13 protein-coding genes and 1 pseudogene are annotated in these 24459 nt (G+C 61.9%); all 14 read right to left on the reverse strand.

Features of this window, described 5'->3' with window-relative positions; genetic code table 11:
• Positions 1-19: 19 nt before the first annotated feature.
• On the reverse strand, positions 20-9181 hold the full coding sequence (locus tag AC07OG_RS04760; protein ID WP_495066341.1) for an Ig-like domain-containing protein: 9162 nt from the start codon (positions 9179-9181) through the stop codon (positions 20-22).
• A 49-nt stretch (positions 9182-9230) separates the two neighbouring features.
• Positions 9231-10067, reverse strand: coding sequence for a sulfotransferase family protein (locus AC07OG_RS04765; RefSeq protein ID WP_495066342.1), 837 nt, complete (start codon positions 10065-10067; stop codon positions 9231-9233).
• Positions 10068-10244: 177 nt separating this feature from the next.
• A pseudogene (locus AC07OG_RS04770) lies at positions 10245-10494 on the reverse strand (GNAT family N-acetyltransferase); the annotation flags it as partial.
• Between the two features lie 17 nt (positions 10495-10511).
• Positions 10512-12608: a site-2 protease family protein gene (locus AC07OG_RS04775; RefSeq protein WP_495066343.1), complete on the reverse strand. Its 2097-nt coding sequence runs from the start codon at positions 12606-12608 to the stop codon at positions 10512-10514.
• Complete coding sequence (locus tag AC07OG_RS04780; protein ID WP_495066344.1) at positions 12609-13928, reverse strand: efflux RND transporter periplasmic adaptor subunit; 1320 nt, start codon at positions 13926-13928, stop codon at positions 12609-12611.
• On the reverse strand, positions 13925-14707 hold the full coding sequence (locus AC07OG_RS04785; RefSeq protein WP_495066345.1) for an efflux RND transporter periplasmic adaptor subunit: 783 nt from the start codon (positions 14705-14707) through the stop codon (positions 13925-13927). The genes AC07OG_RS04780 and AC07OG_RS04785 overlap by 4 nt, the downstream gene beginning before the upstream one ends.
• A gap of 287 nt (positions 14708-14994) precedes the next feature.
• Positions 14995-16566, reverse strand: a complete 1572-nt coding sequence (locus AC07OG_RS04790) for an efflux transporter outer membrane subunit (RefSeq protein ID WP_495066346.1) — start codon at positions 16564-16566, stop codon at positions 14995-14997.
• On the reverse strand, positions 16563-17630 hold the full coding sequence (locus tag AC07OG_RS04795; RefSeq protein WP_060541923.1) for an HlyD family secretion protein: 1068 nt from the start codon (positions 17628-17630) through the stop codon (positions 16563-16565). Before AC07OG_RS04795 ends, AC07OG_RS04790 begins: the two co-directional genes overlap by 4 nt.
• Before the next feature lie 26 nt (positions 17631-17656).
• Entirely contained in the window at positions 17657-19192 is a 1536-nt protein-coding gene (locus AC07OG_RS04800; protein ID WP_495066347.1) for an MFS transporter, read from the reverse strand.
• Between the two features lie 208 nt (positions 19193-19400).
• Positions 19401-20267 carry an ABC transporter permease gene (locus tag AC07OG_RS04805; RefSeq protein WP_060541921.1) on the reverse strand — a complete coding sequence of 289 codons (867 nt, stop codon included), beginning with the start codon at positions 20265-20267 and terminating at the stop codon, positions 19401-19403.
• 20 nt (positions 20268-20287) lie between these two features.
• Entirely contained in the window at positions 20288-21148 is an 861-nt protein-coding gene (locus AC07OG_RS04810; protein WP_060541920.1) for an ABC transporter ATP-binding protein, read from the reverse strand.
• Between the two features lie 5 nt (positions 21149-21153).
• Positions 21154-22179, reverse strand: a complete 1026-nt coding sequence (locus tag AC07OG_RS04815; protein ID WP_218424117.1) for an ABC transporter substrate-binding protein — start codon at positions 22177-22179, stop codon at positions 21154-21156.
• Positions 22180-22196: 17 nt separating this feature from the next.
• Positions 22197-23084 carry a TauD/TfdA dioxygenase family protein gene (locus AC07OG_RS04820; protein ID WP_495066348.1) on the reverse strand — a complete coding sequence of 296 codons (888 nt, stop codon included), beginning with the start codon at positions 23082-23084 and terminating at the stop codon, positions 22197-22199.
• Positions 23085-23484: 400 nt separating this feature from the next.
• Positions 23485-24405, reverse strand: a complete 921-nt coding sequence (locus AC07OG_RS04825; RefSeq protein WP_060541917.1) for a LysR family transcriptional regulator — start codon at positions 24403-24405, stop codon at positions 23485-23487.
• Positions 24406-24459 lie beyond the last annotated feature (54 nt).

Here is a 24459-nt window from a genome sequence, read left to right on the forward strand (position 1 = left end):
AATTATGTGTGTGTGTGTTTCAAGCCTGCATTTCGCTGATGCCGGCTTGTTGCAAAGCGACGGCCAGGCTGTTGACCTGCCGCTGCTCGGTGTCTTTGAGATCTTGTAATTGCTGACTCAGGGTCGGCGCACCAAACACGCTGCGCAGCCCTTGGGAAGCATCCCCGCCCCTGAGTGAATGATTGCTGAAGGAATTCAGCGAATCGCGCTCAGCGCCGGTGTCCTGATTGAACAGGCTCGCCAGCGTACTGCTGCCGAACACGCCGCCATCACCGCCACCAAACCCGAGGAAGCCGTGGCCAGAGCCGTCGCCAGTGCCGCTGTCGCTGCTGCTGAACACCTGGGCAATAAAGCTCGGCGTCAGTGCCCCACGATTCATGAAGATGTCGCCCAATGGCCGGATACCGTCCCCCAGCACCCGATCTTCGAACAGCGGCGCAAAGGTCAGCGGCGAGGCCAGCGTGCCGGTTGGCGCGGCGAAGACGATCGGTTGCAGCGGCAGGTGCGGCTGATCGATGACGATCACCGTCTGCGGGGTGCGGAACTCTGGGTCCGGCGACACCACCACAACGGTCGTCGACGGCGTCGGCACGGTGTTGATCGCGTAGCCGTTCGACTCGCTGGTGCCGCTGCCAGCGTTGCCCGAGCCATCCGTGACGCCCGCGACGTTCAGGCTGATCGCATTACTGGCGTTGCTGAGATTGCTGTTCGGCGTCAGCGTTGCGGTCCAGGTTTTGCCGCCGTCGTTGCTCGACAGGTTGGACAAGCTGCCATTGGCCACGCTGACGTCGGACAGGTCGAAACCGCTCACCGCTTTGTTGAAGGTGAAGGTCACCAGTGACGTCTGGCCCACGCCCAGGTTCGGGTTGGCCACGACGACCGTGGCCGTCGGCCGCTCGCCGTCAATCACGTAGTTGTTGGAAACCGCCACGCCATAGCCCATGTTGCCGGCCAGGTCGGTGACGTTGCTGGTGTCGAGCAGGATCAGATTGGTGGCATCGTTGAGGTTGGCCGTCGGGGTCAGAGTCGCCGTCCAGGTTTTGCCGCCGTCACTGCTGAGCAGGTTGGACAGGGTGCCATTGGCGACGCGGAGGTCCGACAGGTCGAAACCGGATACCGCTTCGGTGAAGGTGATGGTGGCCGTGGTCGTCTCACCGATGCCCAAGCGGTTGTCCTCCACGACGATGGTCGCAGTCGGCCGTGCGGTGTCGATGGCGAAGGTGTTGGAATCAGTCACGCCCACGCCACTGTTGCCCGAGGCGTTGGTCACGCCAGTGTTGTTGAGGCTGATCAGGTTGGCGGTGTCGGTCACGTTGACCGTTGGGGTGAAGGTCGCGGTCCAGGTGATACCGCCGTCGCTGCTGCTGACGTTGCTCAACGTGCCGTTGGCGATGGTCAGGTCGGCGTTGCTGAAACTGTTCACGGCTTCACTGAAGGTGATGGTCACCGCAGACGTTTCACCGGCCTTGAGGGCGTTGTCAGCGACCACGATGGTCGCGGTCGGCACCCGGGTTTCCACCACGTAGTTGGCTGAATCGGTGGTGCCTGCACCCGCGTTGCCCGCCACATCCGCGATTCCGGTGTTGTTCAGGGTGATGACGTTGGTCGTGTCGGTCACACCGATAGTCGGGGTGAAAGTCGCGGTCCAGGTGATGCCGCCGTCGCTGCTGCTCACCGCGCTCAACGTGCCGTTGGCGATGGTCAGGTCATTGTTGTCGAAACCGCTCACCGCCTCGCTGAAGGTGATGGTCACCAGGGAGGTTTCACCCGGTTTCAGGGTGGTATCGCTCAACACGATGGTGGCGGTCGGACGTTGGCTGTCGATCACGTAGTTGTTGGAGTCGCTGGTGCCCGAACCGGCGTTACCCGCCAGATCCGCCACGCCAGTGTTGTCCAGGCGCACGATGTTGCTGGTGTCGGTGATGCCCGCCAGCGGCATCAATGTAGCAGTCCAGGTGATGCCGCCGTCGCTGCTGCTGACGTTGCTCAACGTGCCGTTGGCGATGGTCAGGTCCGCGTTGGTGAAACCGCTCACGGCTTCACTGAAGGTGATGGTCACCAGCGAAGTCTGGCCGACACTCAGGGCCGCATCGGCGACCACGATGGTCGCGGTTGGACGCTGAGTGTCGATGGCGTAGTTGTTCGAATCGGTGGTGCCGCTGCCGGCGTTACCCGAGGCGTTTTGCACACCGCTGTTGTCCAGGGTGATCAGGTTGCTCGCGTCGGTGATGGCAGTGGCTGGCGTGAAGGTCGCCGTCCAGGTAATGCCGCCGTCGCCGCTGGTCACTGCGGTGAGTGTGCCGTTGGCGATGGTCAGGTCGGCGTTGGAGAAACCGCTCACCGCTTCGCTGAAGGTGATCGTCACCAGCGAGGTTTCACCGACGTTCAACGCGTTGTCGGCGACCACGATGGTGGCGGTCGGCAGCACGGTGTCGATGGTGAAGTTGGCCGAGTTGGTGACGCCGGTCCCGGCGTTACCGGCAATGTCGGCCACCCCGGCATTGTTCAGGGTGATGAGGTTGCTGGTGTCCCGTACGCCAACGGTTGGCGTGAAGGTGCCCGTCCAGGTGATGCCGCCGTCGCTGCTGCTGACCGCGCTCAAGGTGCCGTTCGGGATGCTCAAGTCGCTGTTGTCAAAACCGCTGACCGCCTCGCTGAAGGTGATGGTCACCAGGGAGGTTTCGCCCGCACTGAGGGTCGGGTCCGCAACGACGATGGTGGCGGTCGGACGCAAGCTGTCGATCACGTAGTTGTTGGAATCGGTAATACCCGCGCCCGTGTTGCCGGCCACGTCAGCGACTCCGGTGTTGTTCAGCGTAATGACGTTGGTCGCGTCTTTGATGCTGCCGGTCGGTGTGAATGTCGCGGTGTAGGTGATGTTGTCGCTGGTGGCCAGACCACTAAGGCTGCCGTTCTCGGCCGTGAAGTCGGCGAGGGTCAGGCCGGTCACGGCTTCACTGAAGGTGATGGTCACCAGCGAAGTCTGGCCGACACTCAGGGCCGCATCGGCGACCACGATGGTTGCGGTTGGACGCTGAGTGTCGATGGCGTAGTTGTTCGAATCGGTGGTGCCGCTGCTGGCGTTACCCGAGGCGTTTTGCACACCGCTGTTGTCCAGGGTGATCAGGTTGCTTGCGTCGGTGATGGCAGTGGCTGGTGTGAAGGTCGCCGTCCACGTAATGCCGCCGTCGCTGCTGGTCACTGCGGTGAGTGTGCCGTTGGCGATGGTCAGGTCAGCGTTGGAAAAACCGCTCACCGCTTCGCTGAAGGTGATCGTCACCAGCGAGGTTTCACCGACGTTCAACGCGTTGTCGGCGACCACGATGGTGGCGGTCGGCAGCACGGTGTCGATGGTGAAGTTGGCCGAGTTGGTGACGCCGGTCCCGGCGTTACCGGCAATGTCGGCCACCCCGGCATTGTTCAGGGTGATGAGGTTGCTGGTGTCCCGTACGCCAACGGTTGGCGTGAAGGTGCCCGTCCAGGTGATGCCGCCGTCGCTGCTGCTGACCGCGCTCAAGGTGCCGTTCGGGATGCTTAAATCGCTGTTGTCAAAACCGCTGACCGCCTCGCTGAAGGTGATGGTCACCAGGGAGGTTTCGCCCGCACTGAGGGTCGGGTCCGCAACGATAATGGTGGCTGACGGACGCTGGTTGTCGATCACGTAGTTGTTGGAGTCACTGGTGCCCGAGCCGGCGTTACCCGCCAGATCCGCCACGCCAGTGTTGTCCAGGCGCACGATGTTGCTGGTGTCGGTGATGCCCGCCAGCGGCGTCAATGTAGCAGTCCAGGTGATGCCGCCGTCGCTGCTGCTGACGTTGCTCAACGTGCCGTTGGCGATGGTCAGGTCCGCGTTGGTGAAACCGCTCACGGCTTCGCTGAAGGTGATGGTCACCTGGGTGGTCTGGCCGACACTCAGGGCCGCATCGGCGACCACGATGGTCGCGGTTGGACGCTGAGTGTCGATGGCGTAGTTGTTCGAATCGGTGGTGCCGCTGCCGGCGTTGCCCGAGGCGTTTTGCACACCGCTGTTGTCCAGGGTGATCAGGTTGCTTGCGTCGGTGATGGCAGTGGTTGGCGTGAAGGTCGCCGTCCAGGTAATGCCGCCGTCGCTGCTGGTCACTGCGGTGAGTGTGCCGTTGGCGATGGTCAGGTCAGCGTTGGAAAAACCGCTCACCGCTTCGCTGAAGGTGATCGTCACCAGCGAGGTTTCACCGATGTTCAACGCGCTGTCGGCAACCACGATAGTGGCGGTCGGCAGCACGGTGTCGATGGTGAAGTTGGCCGAGTTGGTGACGCCAGTCCCGGCGTTACCGGCAATGTCGGTGACGCCGCTATTGTTCAGGGTAATGAGGTTGCTGGTGTCCCGTACGCCAACGGTTGGCGTAAAGGTGCCGGTCCAGGTGATGCCGCCGTCGCTGCTGCTGACCGCACTTAACGTGCCGTTAGGAGTGCTCAGGTCACTGTTGTCGAAACCGCTCACCGCCTCGCTGAAGGTGATGGTCACCAACGAAGTTTCGCCCGCACTGAGGGTCGGGTCCGCAATGACAATGGTGGCAGTCGGACGCAGGCTGTCGATCACGTAGTTGTTGGAACCGGTTGTGCCCGCGCCAGCGTTACCGGCCACGTCAGCGACCCCGGTGTTGTTCAGCGTAATGACGTTGGTCGCATCGTTGATGCTGCCGGTCGGTGTGAACGTCGCGGTGTAGGTGATGTTGTCGCTGGTGGTCAGGCTACTCAGGCTGCCGTTCTCGACCGTGAAGTCGGCGACGGTCAGGCCGGTCACGGCTTCACTGAAGGTGATGGTCACCAGCGAAGTCTGGCCGAGCGCCAGGGTCGGGTCGGCCACGACGACGGTCGCGGTTGGGCGTACGGTGTCGATGGCGTAGTTGTTCGAAACGGTGGTGCCGCTGCCGGCGTTACCCGAGGCGTTTTGCACACCGCTGTTGTCCAGGGTGATCAGGTTGCTCGCGTCGGTGATGGCAGTGGTTGGCGTGAAGGTCGCCGTCCAGGTGATGCCGCCATCACTGCTGCTGACCGCGCCCAACGTGCCGTTGGCAATGGTCAGATCGGCGTTGCTGAAACCGGTCACCGCTTCGCTGAAGGTAATGGTCACCAGCGACGTTTCGCCGATGCTCAGGGCATTGTCGGCGACCACGATGGTTGCGGTCGGCGCCACGGTGTCGATGGTGTAATTGCCGGAGTTGCTAGTGCCTGTGCCCACGTTACCGGCCAGGTCAGCCACGCCGGTATTGGCCAGGGTGATGACGTTGGTCGTGTCTTTGACACCCGCAGTCGGCGTGAACGTTGCGGTCCAGGTGATGCCGCCATCGCTGCTGTTCACCGCCGTCAACGTACCGTTGGCAATGCTCAGGTCAGCGTTGGTGAAACCAGTCACCGCTTCGCTGAAGGTAATGGTCACCAGCGAAGTTTCGCCAGCACTCAAGTTGGTGTCGGCAACCACGATGGTCGCGGTCGGGCGCTGGGTGTCGATCGCGTAATTGTTGGAATCCGTGGTGCCGCTGCCGGCGTTACCCGCCGTGTCGCTGATCCCGGTGTTGGCCAGGGTGATCAGGTTGGTTGTATCAGTGATGCTGGCGGAGGGCGTAAAGGTCGCGGTCCAGGTGATGCCGCCATCGGCGCTGCTCACCGCCGTCAATGTGCCGTTGGCGATGGTCAGGTCGGCGTTGGTGAATCCGGTCACGGCCTCGCTGAAGGTGATGGTCACCAGCGAGGTCTCGCCGATTTTCAGCGCGGTGTCCGCCAACACGATGCTGGCCGTCGGGCGCACGGTGTCGATGGCGTAGTTGTTCGAAACGGTGGTGCCGCTGCCGGCGTTACCCGAGGCGTTTTGCACACCGCTGTTGTCCAGGGTGATCAGGTTGCTCGCGTCGGTGATGGCAGTGGTTGGCGTGAAGGTCGCCGTCCAGGTGATGCCGCCATCACTGCTGCTGACCGCGCCCAACGTGCCGTTGGCAATGGTCAGATCGGCGTTGCTGAAACCGGTCACCGCTTCGCTGAAGGTAATGGTCACCAGCGACGTTTCGCCGATGCTCAGGGCATTGTCGGCGACCACGATGGTTGCGGTCGGCGCCACGGTGTCGATGGTGTAATTGCCGGAGTTGCTAGTGCCTGTGCCCGCGTTACCGGCCAGGTCAGCCACGCCGGTATTGGCCAGGGTGATGACGTTGGTCGTGTCTTTGACACCCGCAGTCGGCGTGAACGTTGCGGTCCAGGTGATGCCGCCATCGCTGCTGTTCACCGCCGTCAACGTACCGTTGGCAATGCTCAGGTCAGCGTTGGTGAAACCAGACACCGCTTCGCTGAAGGTAATGGTCACCAGCGAAGTTTCGCCAGCACTCAAGTTGGTGTCGGCAACCACGATGGTCGCGGTCGGGCGCAGGGTGTCGATCGCGAAGTTGTTGGAATCGGTGGTGCCCGTGCCGGCGTTACCCGCCATGTCGCTGATCCCGGTGTTGGCCAGGGTGATCAGGTTGGTTGTATCAGTGATGCTGGCGGAGGGCGTAAAGGTCGCGGTCCAGGTGATGCCGCCGTCGGCGCTGCTCACGGCGGTCAGTGTGCCGTTGGCGATGGTCAGGTCGGCGTTGGTGAAACCGGTCACGGCCTCGCTGAAGGTGATGGTCACCAGCGAGGTCTCGCCGATTTTCAGCGCGGTGTCCGTCACCACGATGGTCGCCGTCGGGCGCTGGGTGTCGATGGCGTAGTTGTTCGAGTTGATCACACCGAGCCCGGCGTTGCCGGACAGGTCCTGCACGCCGGTCTTGTCCAGAGTGATCAGGTTGGTGCTGTCGGTCAGGCCGGCGGTTGGCGTGAAGGTTGCCGTCCAGGTGACGCCGCCGTCGCTGCTGCTCACGGCCGTGAGCGTGCCGTTGGCGACGGTCAGGTCAGCGTTGGTGAAACCGGTCACGGCTTCACTGAAGGTGATGGTCACCAGCGAAGTTTCGCTGGCGTTGAGCGCGTTGTCCGTGACCACGATGCTCGCCGTCGGCGCCACGGTGTCATGGATCACGTAGTTGTTGGAGGTGCCGGAGCCAGTGCCGACGTTGCCCGCCAAATCCTGCACACCGGTGGTGTCGAGGGTGATGGCGTTGGTTGGCGCGTTGATATTGCCCGCCGCCGTCAGGGTCGCGGTCCAGGTGATGCCGCCGTCGCTGCTGCTGACCGCACTCAGCGTACCGTTGGCCACGGTCAGGTCGGCGTTGGTGAAATTGTTCACGGCCTCGCTGAAGGCGATGGTCACCAGCGACGTGCCGCCGGAGTTCAGGTTAGTAGTGCCGACCACGATGCTGGACACGGTCGGCGGCGTGACGTCTGGCGCGTAGTTGGTATTGACCACGCCGCCGTCGTTGAAGATGTTGCCCACGGCGGCCGGGACCGAGCCCGTCGCGCCGCCGCCCGAAGCTTGGCCACCCGCGCCGCTGCCGCCGGCGTTGAAGGTCAGGGCGCCGAAGTTGGCCGCTGTCATCAGCAGCGTGCCTTTGTTCCAGATCGCGCCAACGCCTTTGCCGCCCGCGCCACCCGGGTCGGAAGAACCGCCGTTGCCACCACCGCCGCCACCGCCACCACCGGCCGCGACGTTGTTGGAGATCACCGACGTACCGACGACCGTCAGAGTGCCGGTGGAAGCGTTGTAGATGCCGCCAGCTGCCGAAGAGCCGGCCCGGCCGACCTTGTCCCAACCGGAGCCACCGCCGCCACCGCCAATGGACACGGTGCCGTTGGTCGCCCTGCCACCGTTGCCGCCGTTACTGTAATTGGAAGCGCCGAGGCCGCCGGCACCGCCGGTGGTTGTACCGCCGCGACCGCCCATGTAATTGGAGTTGTAGGTACCACCATTACCGCCACTGCCCGCCCCGCCGGCCGTACCGGCATACACGCCAGTGCCGAAACCGGCGGTGCCGCCATGACCACCGGTTTGACCACCCAGCGAACCGCCACCACCACCGCCGCCACCAACCGCGCCGCCGACATAAGGAGCAGTCACGCCACCGCCGCCACCGCCGCCCGAGGCCGCGTTATCGGTCACCTTGACGTTTCTGAGGGTCAGGTTGCCGGAGTTAAGAATACCGCCGCCCATCGCCCCGGCGCCGTCCGTGCCCGCCGCCGCGCCTACACCGGCCACCATGCCCTGTTTGATGACCAGGCCATCGAAGGTCGCGGTGACGCCGGAGTTCACCTGCAGCACGCGGGTTTTGTACTGACCGTTAAGGGTGACGTCGGCAACGCCGTCGTTATTCAGGTCACCATCAATCGTGACGTTCTTGGTGATCGTCAGCTGTGAGTTCAGCCCAACGATCATGCTGGTATTGAAGGTGACGGTGTCGCCGGCCACGGCATCGGACAGTGCGGTACGCAAAGAACCCACGCCGCTGTCGCTGTTATTGAGCACGGTCACTGTCGCCAGGCTGTACTGGTAGCCGGCCATGGACGCGTCAGACAACACGCTGCGGCTTTCGATACTGCCAGTGGTGATTTCCAGGTTCCAGTCGCCGCCCACACCGGTACGGTTGGTGGACGCGGCAATATCGCGGCCGGTGAGTTGCGCCAGGGAGTCGACAAAACTCACGCCGCGCTCACCTTCGCCGGTATTGCAGGCGTAAATCAGAATGTCGCCACCGACATTCATATCCTTGCCGATCTGCGCCAGCACGTCGCTGCGCGCGGCGACGTTGTCGGCCGACAGGTAGCTGTTGCCCAGCCACAGGTCGCCGGAATAGCCGTGGGCGATGATCTGCACCGAGCTCACGCCCTGATGGGTGTCGAGGTAAGCAGCAATCTGCTGCAAGCCGTCCTTGCTGGCATCCAGTGTCACCACTTCGGTGCCCGGTGCCACGCCGTTGAGCAAGCTGTCGGTGTCTTTGATACGTGAATCGACGAACACTACGCTCTGGCCGGGTACGGCGGTGGGTGTTGCCGCGGGTGCAGGGGTTGCGGCAGAGGCGTTGTCCGCCTGGCCGTGCGTGTCTTTGCTGGCGGTAGGGTGATCGGCCGCCGGCGGCTTGGCAGCGTCAGCCGTGGGGTGACTGTCGGGCTGGGCCGCATCGGCCACGGTGGCCGCGACCGCGCCGTCGAACAACATGCGCGGTTCCAGGGACATGATCATCGGCGATGCCGGTACGCGAGCGCCTTGGGCCTTTTGCGATTTGCCGTTGTTCCACCACATGTTGCTCACCCGAACTCGAATTTTTATAACTGCCAGGAAAAAGCCGCGATCAATTGATCGTGGCGTCGGATTTCATACGAATTACATTGGCGGCGCTGGAGGACCCATCGTGCCAAAAGGACAGCTCTGCATATTTGTCGAACAGGTCCGGCGGCAGGATCGTTCGCCGTGACTCCAGCGCCACCTTGGGTTTGACCCGGTGCAACCCCGAGACACCCAGCGCCTGGTCAAACTCCGGCGCGTCGTAGACGAGGTTGTCGAAGTCATGCTCAAACCACGGCTCGCCGATGAATTCGTAGACCAGCCGAAGTACCCGTTCGGGCGCCTGGCTGAGCAGGTCGTAATCGACAATCAGCAAGGAGTCGGCGTTTTCGCCGTAATAGGCTTCCTTGAGCGCGGTCCAGGCAAAACCCACCAGGCGATTGCGCTGGGCCAGGGTTTCACAACGGCTGTAGACGGTGTTGCGCTCGACTTCGTCGCTGAACAGTTTGGTGTTCTCGAACGGGTCGGCGCGGTACAGGCGCTCGAGGCTATCCATCACCCAGGCGACGTTGCGCACACAGGCAATGGTTTTCGCCTTGGGAAACAGGTCTTGCAGCGCAGGCAAACGCGCGCACCACTGGCGATTGGTATCGAAGATGACGGGGGTGTTCGCCTGGTCGGCATAGTAGGAATCGAACAGACCGCGCAACAGACGGCGACGCAAAGGCGTGTCGATCACCGCACCGAATTCGCTGCCGGCGCTGCATTGTTCGAGGACGCTGGTAAAGAGGGTGCCAACGGGGCTGCTCATGCCGGCATGAAAGCGAGGGTTTTGCAGCAAAATAGCCGCCAGCAAGGTAGACCCTGAGCGTGGCAACCCGGAGATAAAGTGGAACTGCTGCATCCTTCACCCTTGTAAAAAGTCCCTTTGTAGGACGAGCGTAATCCATTGCATCATGCATCGAATAGTGGTGTTTTGATATCAAATTTGAAGCTGAAAAAACGCTATCCATTCAAATATGTCGAGCCAGACGTGTTGAAGCGTTTCAGCTAATCCCGCATTCACTTGTTCAAGAGTGGCGGTCAACGCGCCAATCGGTGTGCCGAGCTTTCCACCACGAAGTGCATGCGTTGGGATAGGACTCGCCGGTGCCCTGCTCCTGGACCTTGAATTGCTGGGCGACCACCTCTTCCACCAGCGCCTGTTTGCCGTCAATCCATTGCAGATCGGGTCATGCGGCGTGGTAAAGGTTGTGCAAAAACGGTCGGTCGGTGGCACCGGATGGACGCACCACCAGATCACCCACGTCATTGGAATAGTTGTTCAGCATTGCGATTTCTCCCTGTGCTAAAAACCACTCTCCCTCACACCCAACGCCGCCATCCGGCGCCAGGCCGTTCCCAGCAATGATTCACTGCGACCTTGCGCCACCACCACACCGCGCAACGGCTGTGTCGGGGTGGCGATGGTGTCCAGCGTCGTGAGGCGCACCGCGTACTGTGCCTGAACCGGCTCGGGCCGCTGACTCTGGTCGCGGCGCACGGCAATCGGTCCGTGGTGGTCGGACGTCAGCGCTTCCTGCTCAATGAACCCGGCACCATTGGCGTCGATTTCGCTGATCTGCACGGCGACGGCCGGGTGCATCGGGTCTTCGGCTATAAAACGCCCGTGAGCCCCGGTCGCGACCCGCCACAACTCGGCCTCCGCCAGGTAACCGCGCAATCGCGCGCCCTCCTCAACGACCCTGGCTAACGGTTCCTTGGGTGACAACCAGCGTCCGGCCGTCAACTGTGGCAACAGGTCCCGCACCTTGCCGGTCTGCGGGGCCCGGATCAGCAAGCGCTCGCGCTGCGCGGCCAAGCCGCGATATTCGGCCACGGCCTCGGCCAGGCGCTGCTCGACAATCCCGGCGTCGGCGGCGGTTTCACTGCGACTGGCCTGCCGGCGCATCTGCAACTGCTGGATCTGGATTTCCCGCCGGACGATGGCCTGGCGTGAATCGAGATCGGGCGTTTCCAGTTCAATCAAGACGTCGCCCTGGGCCACCAACTGACCATCGTGAACATTCACCTGTTTGACCCGCGCCGCCACAGGCGCATGCAATGTGCTGACGCGACCCGCCTCCAGCATTACCGGCAATTCCACGGCACTGCGCCACGGCACGGCCAACAGCAAAACAATCGCGACCAGCCCCAAGGTGCTCAGCAACACCCGAGGTGCGTGGGCCTGCTCGCGGCGGGTCCACCATTCGCGCCATTCGCGCACGATCGGCAGGAAGATGAACCACACCAGTTCCACCAACATCAGGAAGATGCCCAACAGCTTGAAGAACAGGTGATACACCGCCAACGCAATCCCGAAAAACAGTACCGCGCGCCACAGCCACGAACCGTAACCCCAGATCAACAGGCGCCGCTGCATCGGCGGCGACCAGGATTCAGGCGCCGGTGCGCCATAGCCGAACAAGGCCTCGCGCAAACGCCAGCGGCACAGGGCGAAGGCGCGGCCCTGGAGGTTGTCCACCTCCCAGAAATCGCTGAGCAAAAAGTAACCATCGAAGCGCATGAACGGGTTGAGGTTGATCACCAGCGTGGTGATCCACGTGGCGCTGGCGAGCATGAATGCGGCGGTGCGCCCGGGTCCATCGGGCAACAGCGACCAGGCGAGCAACGCGATACACGCCAGCACCAGCTCCGCCAGCACGCCGCCAGCGCCGATCAGCAATCGCGCACGCCGGTCATTGACCCGCCAGGCGTCGCTGACGTCGGTGTAGAACATCGGCAGCATGACCATGAACGCCACGCCCATGCTTTGCACCCGGCAACCGGCACGCTTGGCCATAAACGCGTGGCCGAACTCGTGGCACAGCTTGGCAAAGAACAGCGCCACACCAAACGCCAGCGCGCCGCCGAGGCTGAACAGATGCGGAAAGGTCGCGATAAAACGCTGCCAGTCCCGGGACACCAGGAACACGCCGAGCATCAGGGTGGCGGGTAGTCCGATGCGCAGCGCATACGGCCCGAAACGCTCCAGCCACGGCCAGGCGCGATTGAGAAACGCGTCCGGGCGCCACAGCGGAATGCGGAAAAACAGGTATTGGTGCAACAGAATTTGCCACAGCGACTGGCGCTGGGCGGCGGCTTTGAGGCTGTAACTGGCGCGCTGTTGCGGGTCGAGGGCGCTGATCAGGTCATGACCGCGCAAAAAAGTCAGCAATTGATCCAGTTCGGCGCCGTCCAGCGGCAACCCCGGCTCGCGATTGGCGGCACGCAACACTTGCTCGGGATCGCCCAGGGACCAGTGGCGCAACAGACGCATCGCCGCCGCACCCAGTTTGAAATAGCGCCCGCGCACCGGGTCAGCCAGGGTCCAGCGCGGCGAGCCGTCTAGGGCCGGGGATGCCGCCGACAAGTGCAGGTCTGCCCGCAGACTCGGCAGGCTCATCTACAGGCCCACGCTTTGACGCAATCCGGCCAGCGGTCGGCGCAACAGGTACAACGCCAGCGGCGCGCGGTCGCCAAAGATTTTGGCGGTGCCGCGCAAGCCGATACGCGGCGGTGCCGCATCGAATTTTGCATCCAGTCGATACGCCAGTTGCCCGCCGGCGGTGGGTTGCGCTTCATAGGCCGAACGTTCAAGTTTGGCCTGATGCCGATGCAACGGATCGCTGTCGAGAAACAGTGAAACTTGCGCGCCTGGCTCCAGGGCAATCGCATCGCCCACCGCCAGTTCGATACGCAGTTCGGCCTGGTTCGGGTCGGCAATTTCCATCAGCCGCTCGCCGGTCTGCACCGGTTTGCCGGTCCAGCGTTCGGCATCGGCAAACACCGCGATGCCGTCCCGTTCGGCGCGCACTTCGCTGCGTTTGAGCAGCTCGCGGGCGTAGTCCCGTTCGGCGCGTTTTTGTTCGACCCGTGCCGCCAGCAAATCGATTTTCGAGCTGGATTCAGCATCGGCGAAAGACCGCTGGGAATTGGCCTTCAATTCCGCCTCGGCCACACCCAAGGCGCGCTGGGACACATCGGCCTGAGCCGTGAGGGTGGTGTTTTCGAATTTCAGCAGCAGATCGCCGGTTTTGACCGTCTGATTGGGTTTGACCAGGAATTCGGTAATCACCCCGTCCAGTGGCGCGGCGACCACACGGCCACCCAGCGGCACCACTTCGGCCGGTGCCAGCACCGATTGGCGCACCGGAATCAACAGGGCGAGCAGCGCCACCGCCACCAGCGCTACCTGACGCTTGCGGGTCCAACGCAGCCGCCACGGTTTGCGCGGTTGCAGCGCCAGCCAGGCATGGCTGTAAGTGTCGCCGAGTTGCGAGAGCAAAACTTGTTCGGAAGGGTTCCAGGGATTGTCCCGGGCCAGCCACAGACCGCCAAAGACTTCGCCCTGATGATCCACCAGCGGCAACCAGAACACTTGGGCGGCGCAAAGGCTTTGCCAATCAGCCCGAATCGATTCGCTGAGCCCATCCTGTGGAATCACCCGCGCCTGTTTCAACACTTCAAGCTTGAACAGCTGCGCCACGGCCTGCTCGACAAACGCCACGAACGGCGCGTTCGGGTCCACCGCACTCACACCGGTCACAGCCTGCACCTTGCCGGCGATCAACAGCGCCGCATGGCGAAAGCCGAACAGTGCCTGGCCGTCATTGACCAGGCTGTAAGCCAATTGCGCCGGGGTACGAGCCGCGCGGGTCAAGCGTTCGAGGTCGAGAAACCGGGCGAAGACCTGCTCGGCGCCGCCGCTGGTCGGCGCGTTCACTTGAGCTCCGCGAAACGCGCAGTTCCGCTCATGCCGGCCAGCAGGCCCGTGGCGTTAGGCAGCGTCGCCACCAACAACAGGGTCTGGCTGCCTTCATCGATCCGCGCACCGAGGCGCTTGACTGTCGCATCCAGCGGCTGACCGGTTTCATCGGGCACAAAACTGAAGGTCTGGCCGGGCTTGAGCTTGCCCATCCAGCGCGACGGAATCAGCAGATGAATTTCCAGGGTGCGGTTATCCACCACATCCAGCAACGGCGCGCCGGCCGCCACGCTTTCATAACGCTGGACCTTGCGCTCGACGACCTGACCATCGAAAGGCGCCAGCACGCTGCAGCGCTTGACTTGCACCTGATAAACCTGGGACTGCGCCTGGGTCTCGCTGACCTTAGCCTCGGCCCGCGCCACTTCAAAACGCCCGACGGAATTCAGCGCGGCCAATTGCTTGTTGTGCGCCAGCTCTTCACTGGCCCCACGACTGGCGGCCTGCGCAGCATTGAGCTGGGCCTGAAAACCCGAACAATCGAACTTGGCCAGGGTATCGCCCTTCTTGAACGACTCACCCTCGCTGAACGGCAACTCGACAACCCGCCCCGGTAACTCGCTGGCGAGCACTGCCTGATCCCGAGCCCGCAACACGCCACGGGCCTCGCTGCTGGCCTGAGCAGTGCCACCGACCGCGCTGTTTTCCAGCAACGGATCATCTGGCGCAGGCGTTTGTGCCTGTACTGCGCACGTTACAAAGGCTAATCCGACAACCCAACTTCCAAAACGCGGCATAACCGTGACTCCCCGACGGATGCGCGGAGTCTACGACAGCGGGCGGTTGCGTCAAGCAAATAGCCATCATTGCGTGGAAATGTATTGTTTCAAATAGGACATGTGTTTCAGGACGCTGGTTTTCTTTTCATTTCATCGGCCCAGGGCCCTAAATCCCGCCCTAATTGACTCTCCAGCGGTGAAACCGGTCCCACAGGGCAAAATCCTGATCAGTAGACGGTTGCCGGATCCCGGGGCCTTCGCCGATTCGATTTATGAACAACACAGGAAGGAAATGTCGCACACCATTAGCGTTGCGCAATCTCCGCCACCGGATAAACCGACTCCCATCCCCCACCCAACGCCTTGTACAACCCCACCATCGCCAATGACACACCGGTCGAACTTTCGACCCATTGCTCCTGGGTCGTCAGCAAGGCGCCTTGCACGGTGAGTACATTGACGAAATCCACCACCCCTTCCACGTATTGCTGTTGCGCGGTACGCAGGGCGATCTGGTTCTGACGCACGGCTTCGGCCAGGCTGTCGCGGCGCAGTTGACTGGCGTTGTAGGCTGTCAGCTGATCGTCGATTTCATGCCAGGCGCGCAGTACGGTTTGCTGATAGGCGATGGCCGCCTCCTGCTGTTGCGCTTCGCGTAGCTCAAGCACGCCGCGCAAGCGGCCACCGTCGAACAGCGGCAAACTGAACTGCGGGCCGATACCGAACGTGCGCGAGTTCCATGAACCGAAATCGCTCAATTGCATGGCCTGCGAACCTAAATTGCCCGACAGGGTGATACGCGGATAAAAATCGCCCTTCGCCACGCCGACGTTGGCCGTCGCCGCATGCAGGCGGGCCTCGGCCTGACGGATGTCCGGACGGCGCTCGGCCAGTTGCGACGGCACTCCGATGGCGACCTGACGCGGCGTCTGCGGCACTGGCGCGTCTGTGGATAACTCCGCCGCCAGCGCTTGTGGCGGTTCACCCATCAACAGACTCAAGGCGTTGATCAGTTGCGACTGACGCTGCTCCAGGGCCGGCAGCCGCGATTCGATGGCCGCGACTTGCGCGGCAGCCTCGGCGACGTCCAGGTCCGTCGCCACCCCGTCGGCCAGGCGTAACTGTGAGAGCTTCAAGCTGTGGCGAGCGACGTCGAGGTTCTGCTCGGTGACTGCCCGAGTGTTTTGCACACCGCGCAGCTGAATGTAGTCCTGGGCCGTTTCGGCCTGCACCGACAACAGCACCCCACGACGATCGTTTTCCGCGACCTCAAGTGTGGCGTCTGCCGCTTCGGTTTCGCGGCGCACCCGGCCCCAGAAATCCAGTTCCCAGGACGCTGAAAAGCCTGCGTCCCAAAGATTGAACGCCGAATTGCCGTTGTGCCCCGAGGGGTCGCTCAGACCTTCGCCACTATTGCGTTTACGGGTATAACTGCCGGTAGCGGCGGTGTTCGGATAGCGCTCGGCAGTGATCACCTGGCGTACGGCGCGGCTTTGCTGCAGGCGACTGCTGGCAATCTTCAGGTCGAGGTTGTCGGCAAGGGCGCGCTGGCTCAGTTCAGAGAGTTTCGGGTCGTTGAAAACCTCCCACCAGCGTTCGTTGATTGTCTCGTTAATGATTTGGCTGTCCGCGGCTTTTGATGGCCTGGACCACTCTGCGATCTGCCGGGCTTCGGGTTTGTGGAAATCCGGGCCTACTGTGCAGGCACTGAGGCTTACGGCGAACACGGCGCTCAGGATGAGTTGCGGCGCACGGCCTCTTCGCGAGCAAGCCCGCTCCCACACGGGATTTCCTTTTATGCAGGGAGCTTGACCACCCTGCAGATCAAGTGTGGGCTTGCTCGCGAAAGCGTCAGACCAGTCACCAAGCCTCCTCATCGTTGCGCAACCTCATGCTCGGTGCCGGCACTGGCGGTATCAATCCTCGCCTCCACCGACATCCCCACCCGCACACGCTCAGCCAGTGGCTGCCCCGGCTCCAGCACAATTTTCACCGGAATCCGCTGTACCACCTTGGTGAAGTTGCCGGTGGCGTTGTCCGGTTTGACCGAGGCGAACGTGACCCCGGTGGCCGGCGCAATGCTTTCGACCCGACCGTTCAGTGCCGCGCCGCCAAGGCTGTCGACGCGCACCTGGACCTGTTGCCCCGGTTGCACATCGGTCAGTTGGGTTTCCTGAAAATTGGCGACCACGTAGGCCTGATGCAACGGAACCACAGCCAGCAACTTGCTGCCCGGTGTCACATAAGCACCGACCCGCACCGCGCGCTCACCTATCACACCATCCTGCGGCGCAACGATGCGCGTGTACGACAGTTCGTAGCTGGCAATTTCCAGTGCCGCCTGCGCGCGCTTCAAGCCACCGTCGGCGGCGTCACGCTGTGCGGCGAGGATTTCCACTTGCTTGCGCTCGGCCGCCAGCACTGCCGTGGCCGTATCCACCCGAGCGCTGGCCTGATCGATGCGGGTCCTGGCCTGCTGAGCATTCTGTACGGTCCCGGCCCCCACTCCCGCAAGATGGTTGTAGCGGTTCAGTTCCTGCTGGGCGAAGGCCATTTCGGCCTTGGCCGAGACCACCGACGCCTGTGCCTGGGCGATCACCGAAGCCTGGCGTTCCAGGGTTGCCCGGGCGTTTTGCAGTTGTGCGCGGGCCATCAGCGTTTGCGCATCAGCGGCCTCGGCGGCGGCACGCAGGTCACGGTCGTCGATCAGTGCCAACAACTGCCCGGCCTTGACCTGCTGGTTGTCCTCCACCAGCACTTCCTTGATGAACCCGGCCACCCGCGGCACCACCAGGGTGAAATCGGCGGAAACGAATGCATCATTGGTGTTTTGGCTGGTGCGCTTGCCGAACAGGCCGGGCATCGTCAGGTACAGCAACACGCCAACAGCCAGTGCGACGGCCACGGCCACCGCTATTTTTTGCTTTGCTTGAGTCGTCATGAAAACCTTCTGTTTCAGTGAAGCGATCAGGTCGGCGACCGTGGCGGATAAATCCGCGTCGGCAGCCAGAAAATCAGCAGGATCAACGCCACTGCGACGCCGGCCATGCACAGGTAAAGGTCTGAAGAGGTCAGCACCAGCGCTTGTTCGTGCAGACGATGGGCGAGCCCCGCACTGTCGCGCTCGGCCAATGGCGAGTTACCGAGGTTGTCGACCAGCATGGTCGAATGGAAATGCAGGCGCGCCGTGGTCAGTGCGTCGATCACGCCGGTGGCGATCACCGCCGCCAGGCCTTTCACGGTGTTGAACCAGGAGGATGCGAACGGCCCCTCCATCGGGTGAATGCTGCCGGTGGAGAGCATCAACAGCGGCAACACCGCCATCGGCTGGCCGAAAATCTGCAGCCATTGCAGTACATAGAAATCGTCGCGAATCCACATCGATGTCAGCTGCGAACCGCCGATGCACGAAAGCGCCAGCATGCTCAGGCCGATCCCCAGCACCCACCGGCAATCGACCCAACGCAGGTTGCACAGCGCCGCCACCAACGGCAGCGCGATCAACTGCGGCAGCGCAGCCAGCAGCATGATTGGCGCGGTCTGCAGCGGGCGATAACCCTGCACCTGCGCCAGGTAGCCGGACGGAATAATGACCACCGCCTGCAACACCACCAGCACCCCGGCCAGGGTCATCAAGGCGAATGACAGATTGCGGATGCCGAGCATCTGTAACTTGAAGAACGGAATGGGCTGCGACCATTCGTTGATCAGAAAAGCCAGCAACAGCAGCAGCCCGCCACCGAGCAAAGCGCAGATCAAGTCCGACTCGAACCAGTCCAGGCGATTGCCCTGCAGGATGCCGATCACCAGCATGCAAATCGCCGGAAAACCCAGGAGCAATCCGCGCCAGTTGAATTGCTTGAAGCGTTCCAGGCGCAGCGGATCCTGCGGCAAGCCGTAAGCCACCGCGACCATGGCAACCAGGCAGGGCGCGACGATTTGCCAGAAGGTCCATTGCCAACCGACATACTCGGTCCAGAATCCGGCCAGCGGTGTACCCAGCCCCGGGCCGAAGGTAGCCGTCAGTGCATAACCAGCCAGGCCGTACAGCTTCACGTTGGCCGGCAGAAAGCGCAGGGCTACGGTCATCAACATGGGTGGCAACGCGCCCCCCGCCAGGCCTTGCAGGGTGCGCAGGAGCAGCAGGCTTTCGTAGTTCGGGGCGAACGGACTCACCACGCCCAGCAAGGTAAATACGCCGATGGCGCACAGGGTGAAACGGCGCAATGAAAAGGTCACCGCGCACCACGGCGCGAAGGCCATGGCGGCCACCGAGGTGGCGGTGTAGCTGGCGACCAACCAGGTGCCTTCGTCGTAGCCGATGGACAACCCGCCGCGAATATCGGCCAGCGCGACCTTGGTCACCATCTCGTTCAGGCCCGATACCAACACCGCCAGCAGTACACCGACCAGACCGATGATGATCCGTGGGCCGAAGACCGCTGGTGCGGCGGCTACCGGGTTGGGCGCGGCTACAGGCATCGTGACCGTGAGGGAAGTCATGTACTGCGAGCTCCGGGAGAATACCGAAGCATTTTAAGAAGCGTGGCTGCTGACGAAAATCAACTTATTGGCAGGTTATAAGTGCGTCAGGCGCAACAATAGCCTCCTGACATAGCTCCCACAGGGGACCATTGATTAATTTTATTCAGACGAAACAATTAGCGGGGTTGATCCTGAGGCGATAAAAATCAAACCGGCTGACAACGCCTCACCGCTGCATCCCCCACCGCTTCACCGTCACCCGCTCCAACGTATCAAACACCAGATTCTCCACCAGCAAGCCAATCAAAATCACCACCGCCAACCCGGCAAACACCTTGTCGGTATAAAGCTCATTGCGATTCTGAAAGATGTACCAGCCCAAACCGCCTTTGCCGCTGGTAGCACCAAACACCAGTTCGGCAGCAATGAGGGTGCGCCAGGCAAACGCCCAGCCGATTTTCAGGCCGGCGAGGATCGACGGCAACGCTGCCGGGATCAGGATGAACAACACGAAACGCATGCCCTTGAGGCCGTAGTTGCGCCCGGCCATGCGCAGGGTTTCCGAGACGCCGAGAAAGCCTGCGTAAGTGTTCAGTGCCAAGGCCCAGAGCACAGAATGCACCAGCACGAAAATCAGGCTGTTCTGCCCCAGGCCAAACCACAATAACGCCAGCGGTAACAGCGCAATGGCCGGCAGCGGGTTGAACATCGACGTCAATGTGCTCAGCAGATCCCGGCCGAACTGCGTCGACACCGCCAGTGTGGTCAGGGCAAACGCCAGGACGATGCCGATCAGGTAACCCTTGAGCAACACCACCAGGGAAATCCACACCTTGCCCAGCAATTCACCACTGAGCAGGCCGTCATACAAGGCATGACCAGTTTGCAGGAAGCTCGGCAGCAGCAGGTCGTTGTTCTGATAACGGGCGACGGCCTCCCAGAGCACCGCGAGCAAAATCAGGATCAGGCTTTTGCGCAGCCAGCCCTGTTGCCACAAACGTTGGCCGAGGGGCAGTTCTCGCTCCAGCGGCACGCTGGTCAGTGGCTGTAGAACGGTTTCGAATTCTTTACGCAGGGATGATGATTGGCTCATCGGGCAATCCTCCAGGCAGCTCAATAAGCAATGCGGATATCAGTAAAATCCAGTTCGCGCTCGATTTGCGGCGACTGACCTTCATCGAACAACAGCCGATGAATACGCCGCGCCGATTCCTGGAACGCCACGCCACCGAGGCTGTGCAGATCGTATTGGTGGCTGTGGACTTCCGCCCTCACCCGCCCCGGATGCGGCGACAGCAACAGGATGCGATTGCCCACCACCAGCGCCTCTTCAATGGAGTGGGTCACGAACAACAGGGTGAAGCGCACCTCTTCCCACAGCAGCAGCAATTCTTCCTGCATCTTGCGCCGGGTCAGCGCGTCGAGGGCAGCGAAGGGTTCGTCCATCAACAGGATTTTCGGCTGCATCGCCAACGCCCGGGCGATGGCAACCCGCGCTTTCATGCCGCCCGACAACGTATGCGGATAGGCATCGGCAAAAGCCGCCAAGCCCACCTTTTCCAGGTAATGCAGCGCACGCTCTTCAGCGTCGCGACGCTTGAGAGTCTTAGACGCCAGCAGTGGAAACATCACGTTCTGTTTGACGGTTTTCCATGGCGGCAGTTGATCGAACTCCTGGAACACGACGATGCGATCCGGCCCCGGTGCATGGACGGTTTGCCCTTGCAGGCGAATCTCTCCTTCAACGGGCTGGATAAAACCACCGACCGCCTTGAGCAAGGTCGACTTGCCACACCCGGACGGGCCGAGCAGGACATAACGATCCGCCGGGTCGACTTCGAAACTGACTTGATGGGTCGCTCGAACCACACGCTGCGGCGTGCGGTATTCGAGGCTGACGTTATCGACCGACAGCAGCGCCTGCGCTGCCGTGGTCGGTTTGCTGACCGTGTGGCCTTGCAAAGGGGCATTCATTTCGGTCAGCTCCCTTGCAGCGGCTTGGCGTCCTGGAAGAAATAGTCCTTCCAGGAGTCCGGTTTGTTTTTGATAGCGCCCACGCGGTAGAGGAACTCGGCCAGCGGGTAGGTGTTTTTCGGCGTGACACTGAACTCGAACTGCGGGTTGTCGATAATCTTCAGCAGTTCTGCGCGGTCGATTTTCGCCTTGGTCACGCGGATATAGGTGTCGGCCGCCGCGCCTTTGTCGTTCTGGGCAAACTGCGCAGCTTCGGTCAGGGCGTCGATGAAGGCCTTATAGGTTTTCGGGTTTTCGTCGCGGAATTTTTCAGTGGCGAACAACACTGTCGGCGAGTTCGGGCCGAGCAGGTCGTAAGTGTTCAATACCACGTGCACATTGGGATTGGTCAGTGCCTGATCCTGGAACGGCGGGTTGGAGAAGTGCCCGGTCAGTTCGGTACCACCGGCCACCAGCGCCGCTGTCGCATCGGGGTGCGGGACGGCGATGGTGTACTTGTCGAGGCGATTGAATTCCTTGTCGCCCCACTGCTTGGCGGCAGCATATTGCAGGAAGCGCGACTGCACCGACACGCCGACCGCCGGTACTGCGATGCGGTCCTTCTCGGTGAAGTCGGCAATGGTTTTGACCTTCGGATTGTTGCTCACCAGGTAGTAAGGGAAGTTACCCAGGGAGGCGACGGCTTTGACGTTCTGCTTGCCATGGGTGCGGTCCCAGATGGTCAGCAGCGGGCCGACACCGGCCCCGGCAATGTCGATGGAACCGGAGAGCAATGCATCGTTGACCGCCGCGCCGCCGGAAAGCTGGGTCCAGTCGACCTTGATGTCGATGCCTTCCTGCTTGCCGTATTTCTCGATCAGATTCTGATCGCGAACCACGTTGAGCAATAAGTAAACGATGCCGAATTGTTCGGCGATACGGATTTCACCTTCGGCATGGGCCACGGTCGGCGCCACCAGGCTGCCGGCGATCAGGCTGAAACCCAGGCCGATGGCGGCGGCCAGTGGTGCAAATGGAATACGTTTGGACATGATCGATCTCCGACAAATCAGAAAGGCGCGTCGCCCTGGATGGTGGTGCGATACAGCTTGCGGCGCAGATGGCTGGGGCAGCCGGCGGCAAGATGGATCAGCGAACGGTTGTCCCAGAACACCAGGTCATGGGGCTGCCATTGATGGCGGTAGATGTTTTGCGGCAATACGCTGTGGGCGTAGAGCTCGGCCAGCAGCTGTTTGCTCTCGTCTTCGGGAAGGCCAAGGATGCGTGTGGTGAATCCTTCACTGACAAACAACGCCTTGCGGCCGTTCTCCGGGTGAGTCCGCACGATCGGGTGAACCACTTCGGCGACCTGGGCGAGTTGTTCCGGGGTCAGCGTCGGGCGCCAGTTGCCTTCGAATTTGGTCTCGCTGTAACGCGCAGTGTAGGAATGCGCGGCCGAGCGACCATCGACGGCTTTGCGCAGTGCTTCGGGCAGGTTGTCCCAGGCTTTGTGCATGTCAGCGAACAACGTGTCGCCACCTTCGGATGGCAACTCCTGGGCATGTAGCATCGAGCCCAGGCTTGGCAGTTCCTTGTAGGAGAGATCGGAGTGCCAGAACTTGCCGGCATCGCCAAGGCCGATGGATTGGCCGTTTTCAATAATGTTGGAAACAATGAGGATTTCCGGGTGCCCCGCCAGCAAAAACTGCTTGAGCACATGGATCTGCAACACGCCGAAGCGACGGCTGAAATCGATGTGCTGCTCGGGGGTGATGCGCTGGTCGCGGAACACCACCACGTGATGGTCCAGATGCGCGCGGTGGATGCGGGCGAAGTCCTGGTCATTGATTGGACGGGACAAGTTGAGCCCGACGATTTCGGCGCCCACTGCGCCGCTGAAGGGACGAATCTCGAAGAACTGTGGCGCGATAGCTGGCGATGCTGAAGCTGCTGACATAAATCTCTCCCACGCACGGCACGCTCAAAGGCGCGCGTCGATCAGAAACTCACGGTGGTCCCGTGTTGGTTCGGTCGTGCGGCGCGCCGATTGGTCGGCAGGTACGCAGGAGAGTGACTTTATAGGTATAAGAGGACTAATTTAAATACCGTTAGTGAATAACGATATGGCTTATTTCGGGTTCTTCAGGCAATCCCGGGAAGTACTCAGAACGTCATACCAGTAGGAGCCGGCTTGCTGGCGATGGTCTCAAATACGCCGCATTCATTCAGCTCATACGCTTTATCGTTATCGACCATCGCCAGCAAGCCGGCTCCTACAGAGAAACGCGAACTCCAACAGTTCCGCATTCTTGTTTCTGTGTTCCCCGGGATTGCAGCACCCGGAGCTGGCCTACCACTCAGGCTGGCTGGGCAGCGAGCCATGTCTCGTCGCAACACGCCTTGAGCGTTTCGCGCATCCAGCGGTGAGCCGGGTCCTTGTCGAAGCGCGGATGCCAGGCCTGGGTCAGCATCAGGGTCGGTAACGGGATCGGCAGGTCGAACGAGCGCAGTTTCAGTCCCAGGCGTCGCACGCTCAGTAGCGCTTCCTTGGGCACTGGCAAAATCAGATCCGAATCGGGCAGGGCGAACATCGCCGCATGGAAGCTCGGGGCAATGACCGCAACCCGTCGCTCCAGCCCCAGGGCATTGAGCGCTGTGTCGATCGGCCCGCGGGCTATGCCTCGCCGGGACATGCTGATATGGGAGAACCCCGCATAGCGCTCGGCGGTGATTTCTTCGTCGAACAATGGATGGTCCGCGCGTACCAGGCCGACAAAGTGGGTCGAGAAAAGATTCTGGACTTTCACTTCCGGGGTCTGCGGTCGGGTATTGCTGATGCTCAGATCGATCCGCCCTTCGCGTAGCGCTTCATCGTCGCCATCACCCTCCGGGACGAAGCGCAATTCGCAGTGCGGCGCCTGGCGGTCCATCGTATCGAACAGCTTGCCGCCGTACACGCCTACGAAAAAGTCATTGGCCCGGATACTGAAACGTCGGCGCAACGAGCCCAGTTCCACGGCATCGGCCGATCGAAACAGCAGCGCGGCCTGCTCCACCACGTCGCGCACCTGTTCACGCAACTGCAGGGCCTTGGGCGTCGGCACCAGCCCTCGCCCTGCGCGTACCAGAATGGGATCACCGATGGCCTCACGGATGCGCGTCAGCGTCCGGCTCATCGCGGCCGGGCTCAGGTTCATGCGGCGTGCGGCGCCGACAACGCTGCCCTCGTCGAGTAAGGCGTCGAGGGCAACCAACAGGTTCATGTCCGGGAGTTGCATGGTGTGCACTCGTGTCTGATATGGATTGACTCAGACACAATGCCAGCAGCCTCG

This window comes from Pseudomonas sp. GW821-FHT09H03 (assembly GCF_059415945.1).

Coding starts and splice junctions, on each gene's coding strand:
- AC07OG_RS04760 (WP_495066341.1), bottom strand. CDS start 9,181: ATGTGGTGGAACAACGGCAAATCGCAAAAGGCCCAAGGCGCTCGCGTA.
- AC07OG_RS04765 (WP_495066342.1), bottom strand. CDS start 10,067: ATGCAGCAGTTCCACTTTATCTCCGGGTTGCCACGCTCAGGGTCTACC.
- AC07OG_RS04775 (WP_495066343.1), bottom strand. CDS start 12,608: ATGAGCCTGCCGAGTCTGCGGGCAGACCTGCACTTGTCGGCGGCATCC.
- AC07OG_RS04785 (WP_495066345.1), bottom strand. CDS start 14,707: ATGCCGCGTTTTGGAAGTTGGGTTGTCGGATTAGCCTTTGTAACGTGC.
- AC07OG_RS04790 (WP_495066346.1), bottom strand. CDS start 16,566: ATGAGGAGGCTTGGTGACTGGTCTGACGCTTTCGCGAGCAAGCCCACA.
- AC07OG_RS04795 (WP_060541923.1), bottom strand. CDS start 17,630: ATGACGACTCAAGCAAAGCAAAAAATAGCGGTGGCCGTGGCCGTCGCA.
- AC07OG_RS04800 (WP_495066347.1), bottom strand. CDS start 19,192: ATGACTTCCCTCACGGTCACGATGCCTGTAGCCGCGCCCAACCCGGTA.
- AC07OG_RS04805 (WP_060541921.1), bottom strand. CDS start 20,267: ATGAGCCAATCATCATCCCTGCGTAAAGAATTCGAAACCGTTCTACAG.
- AC07OG_RS04810 (WP_060541920.1), bottom strand. CDS start 21,148: ATGAATGCCCCTTTGCAAGGCCACACGGTCAGCAAACCGACCACGGCA.
- AC07OG_RS04815 (WP_218424117.1), bottom strand. CDS start 22,179: ATGTCCAAACGTATTCCATTTGCACCACTGGCCGCCGCCATCGGCCTG.
- AC07OG_RS04820 (WP_495066348.1), bottom strand. CDS start 23,084: ATGTCAGCAGCTTCAGCATCGCCAGCTATCGCGCCACAGTTCTTCGAG.
- AC07OG_RS04825 (WP_060541917.1), bottom strand. CDS start 24,405: ATGCAACTCCCGGACATGAACCTGTTGGTTGCCCTCGACGCCTTACTC.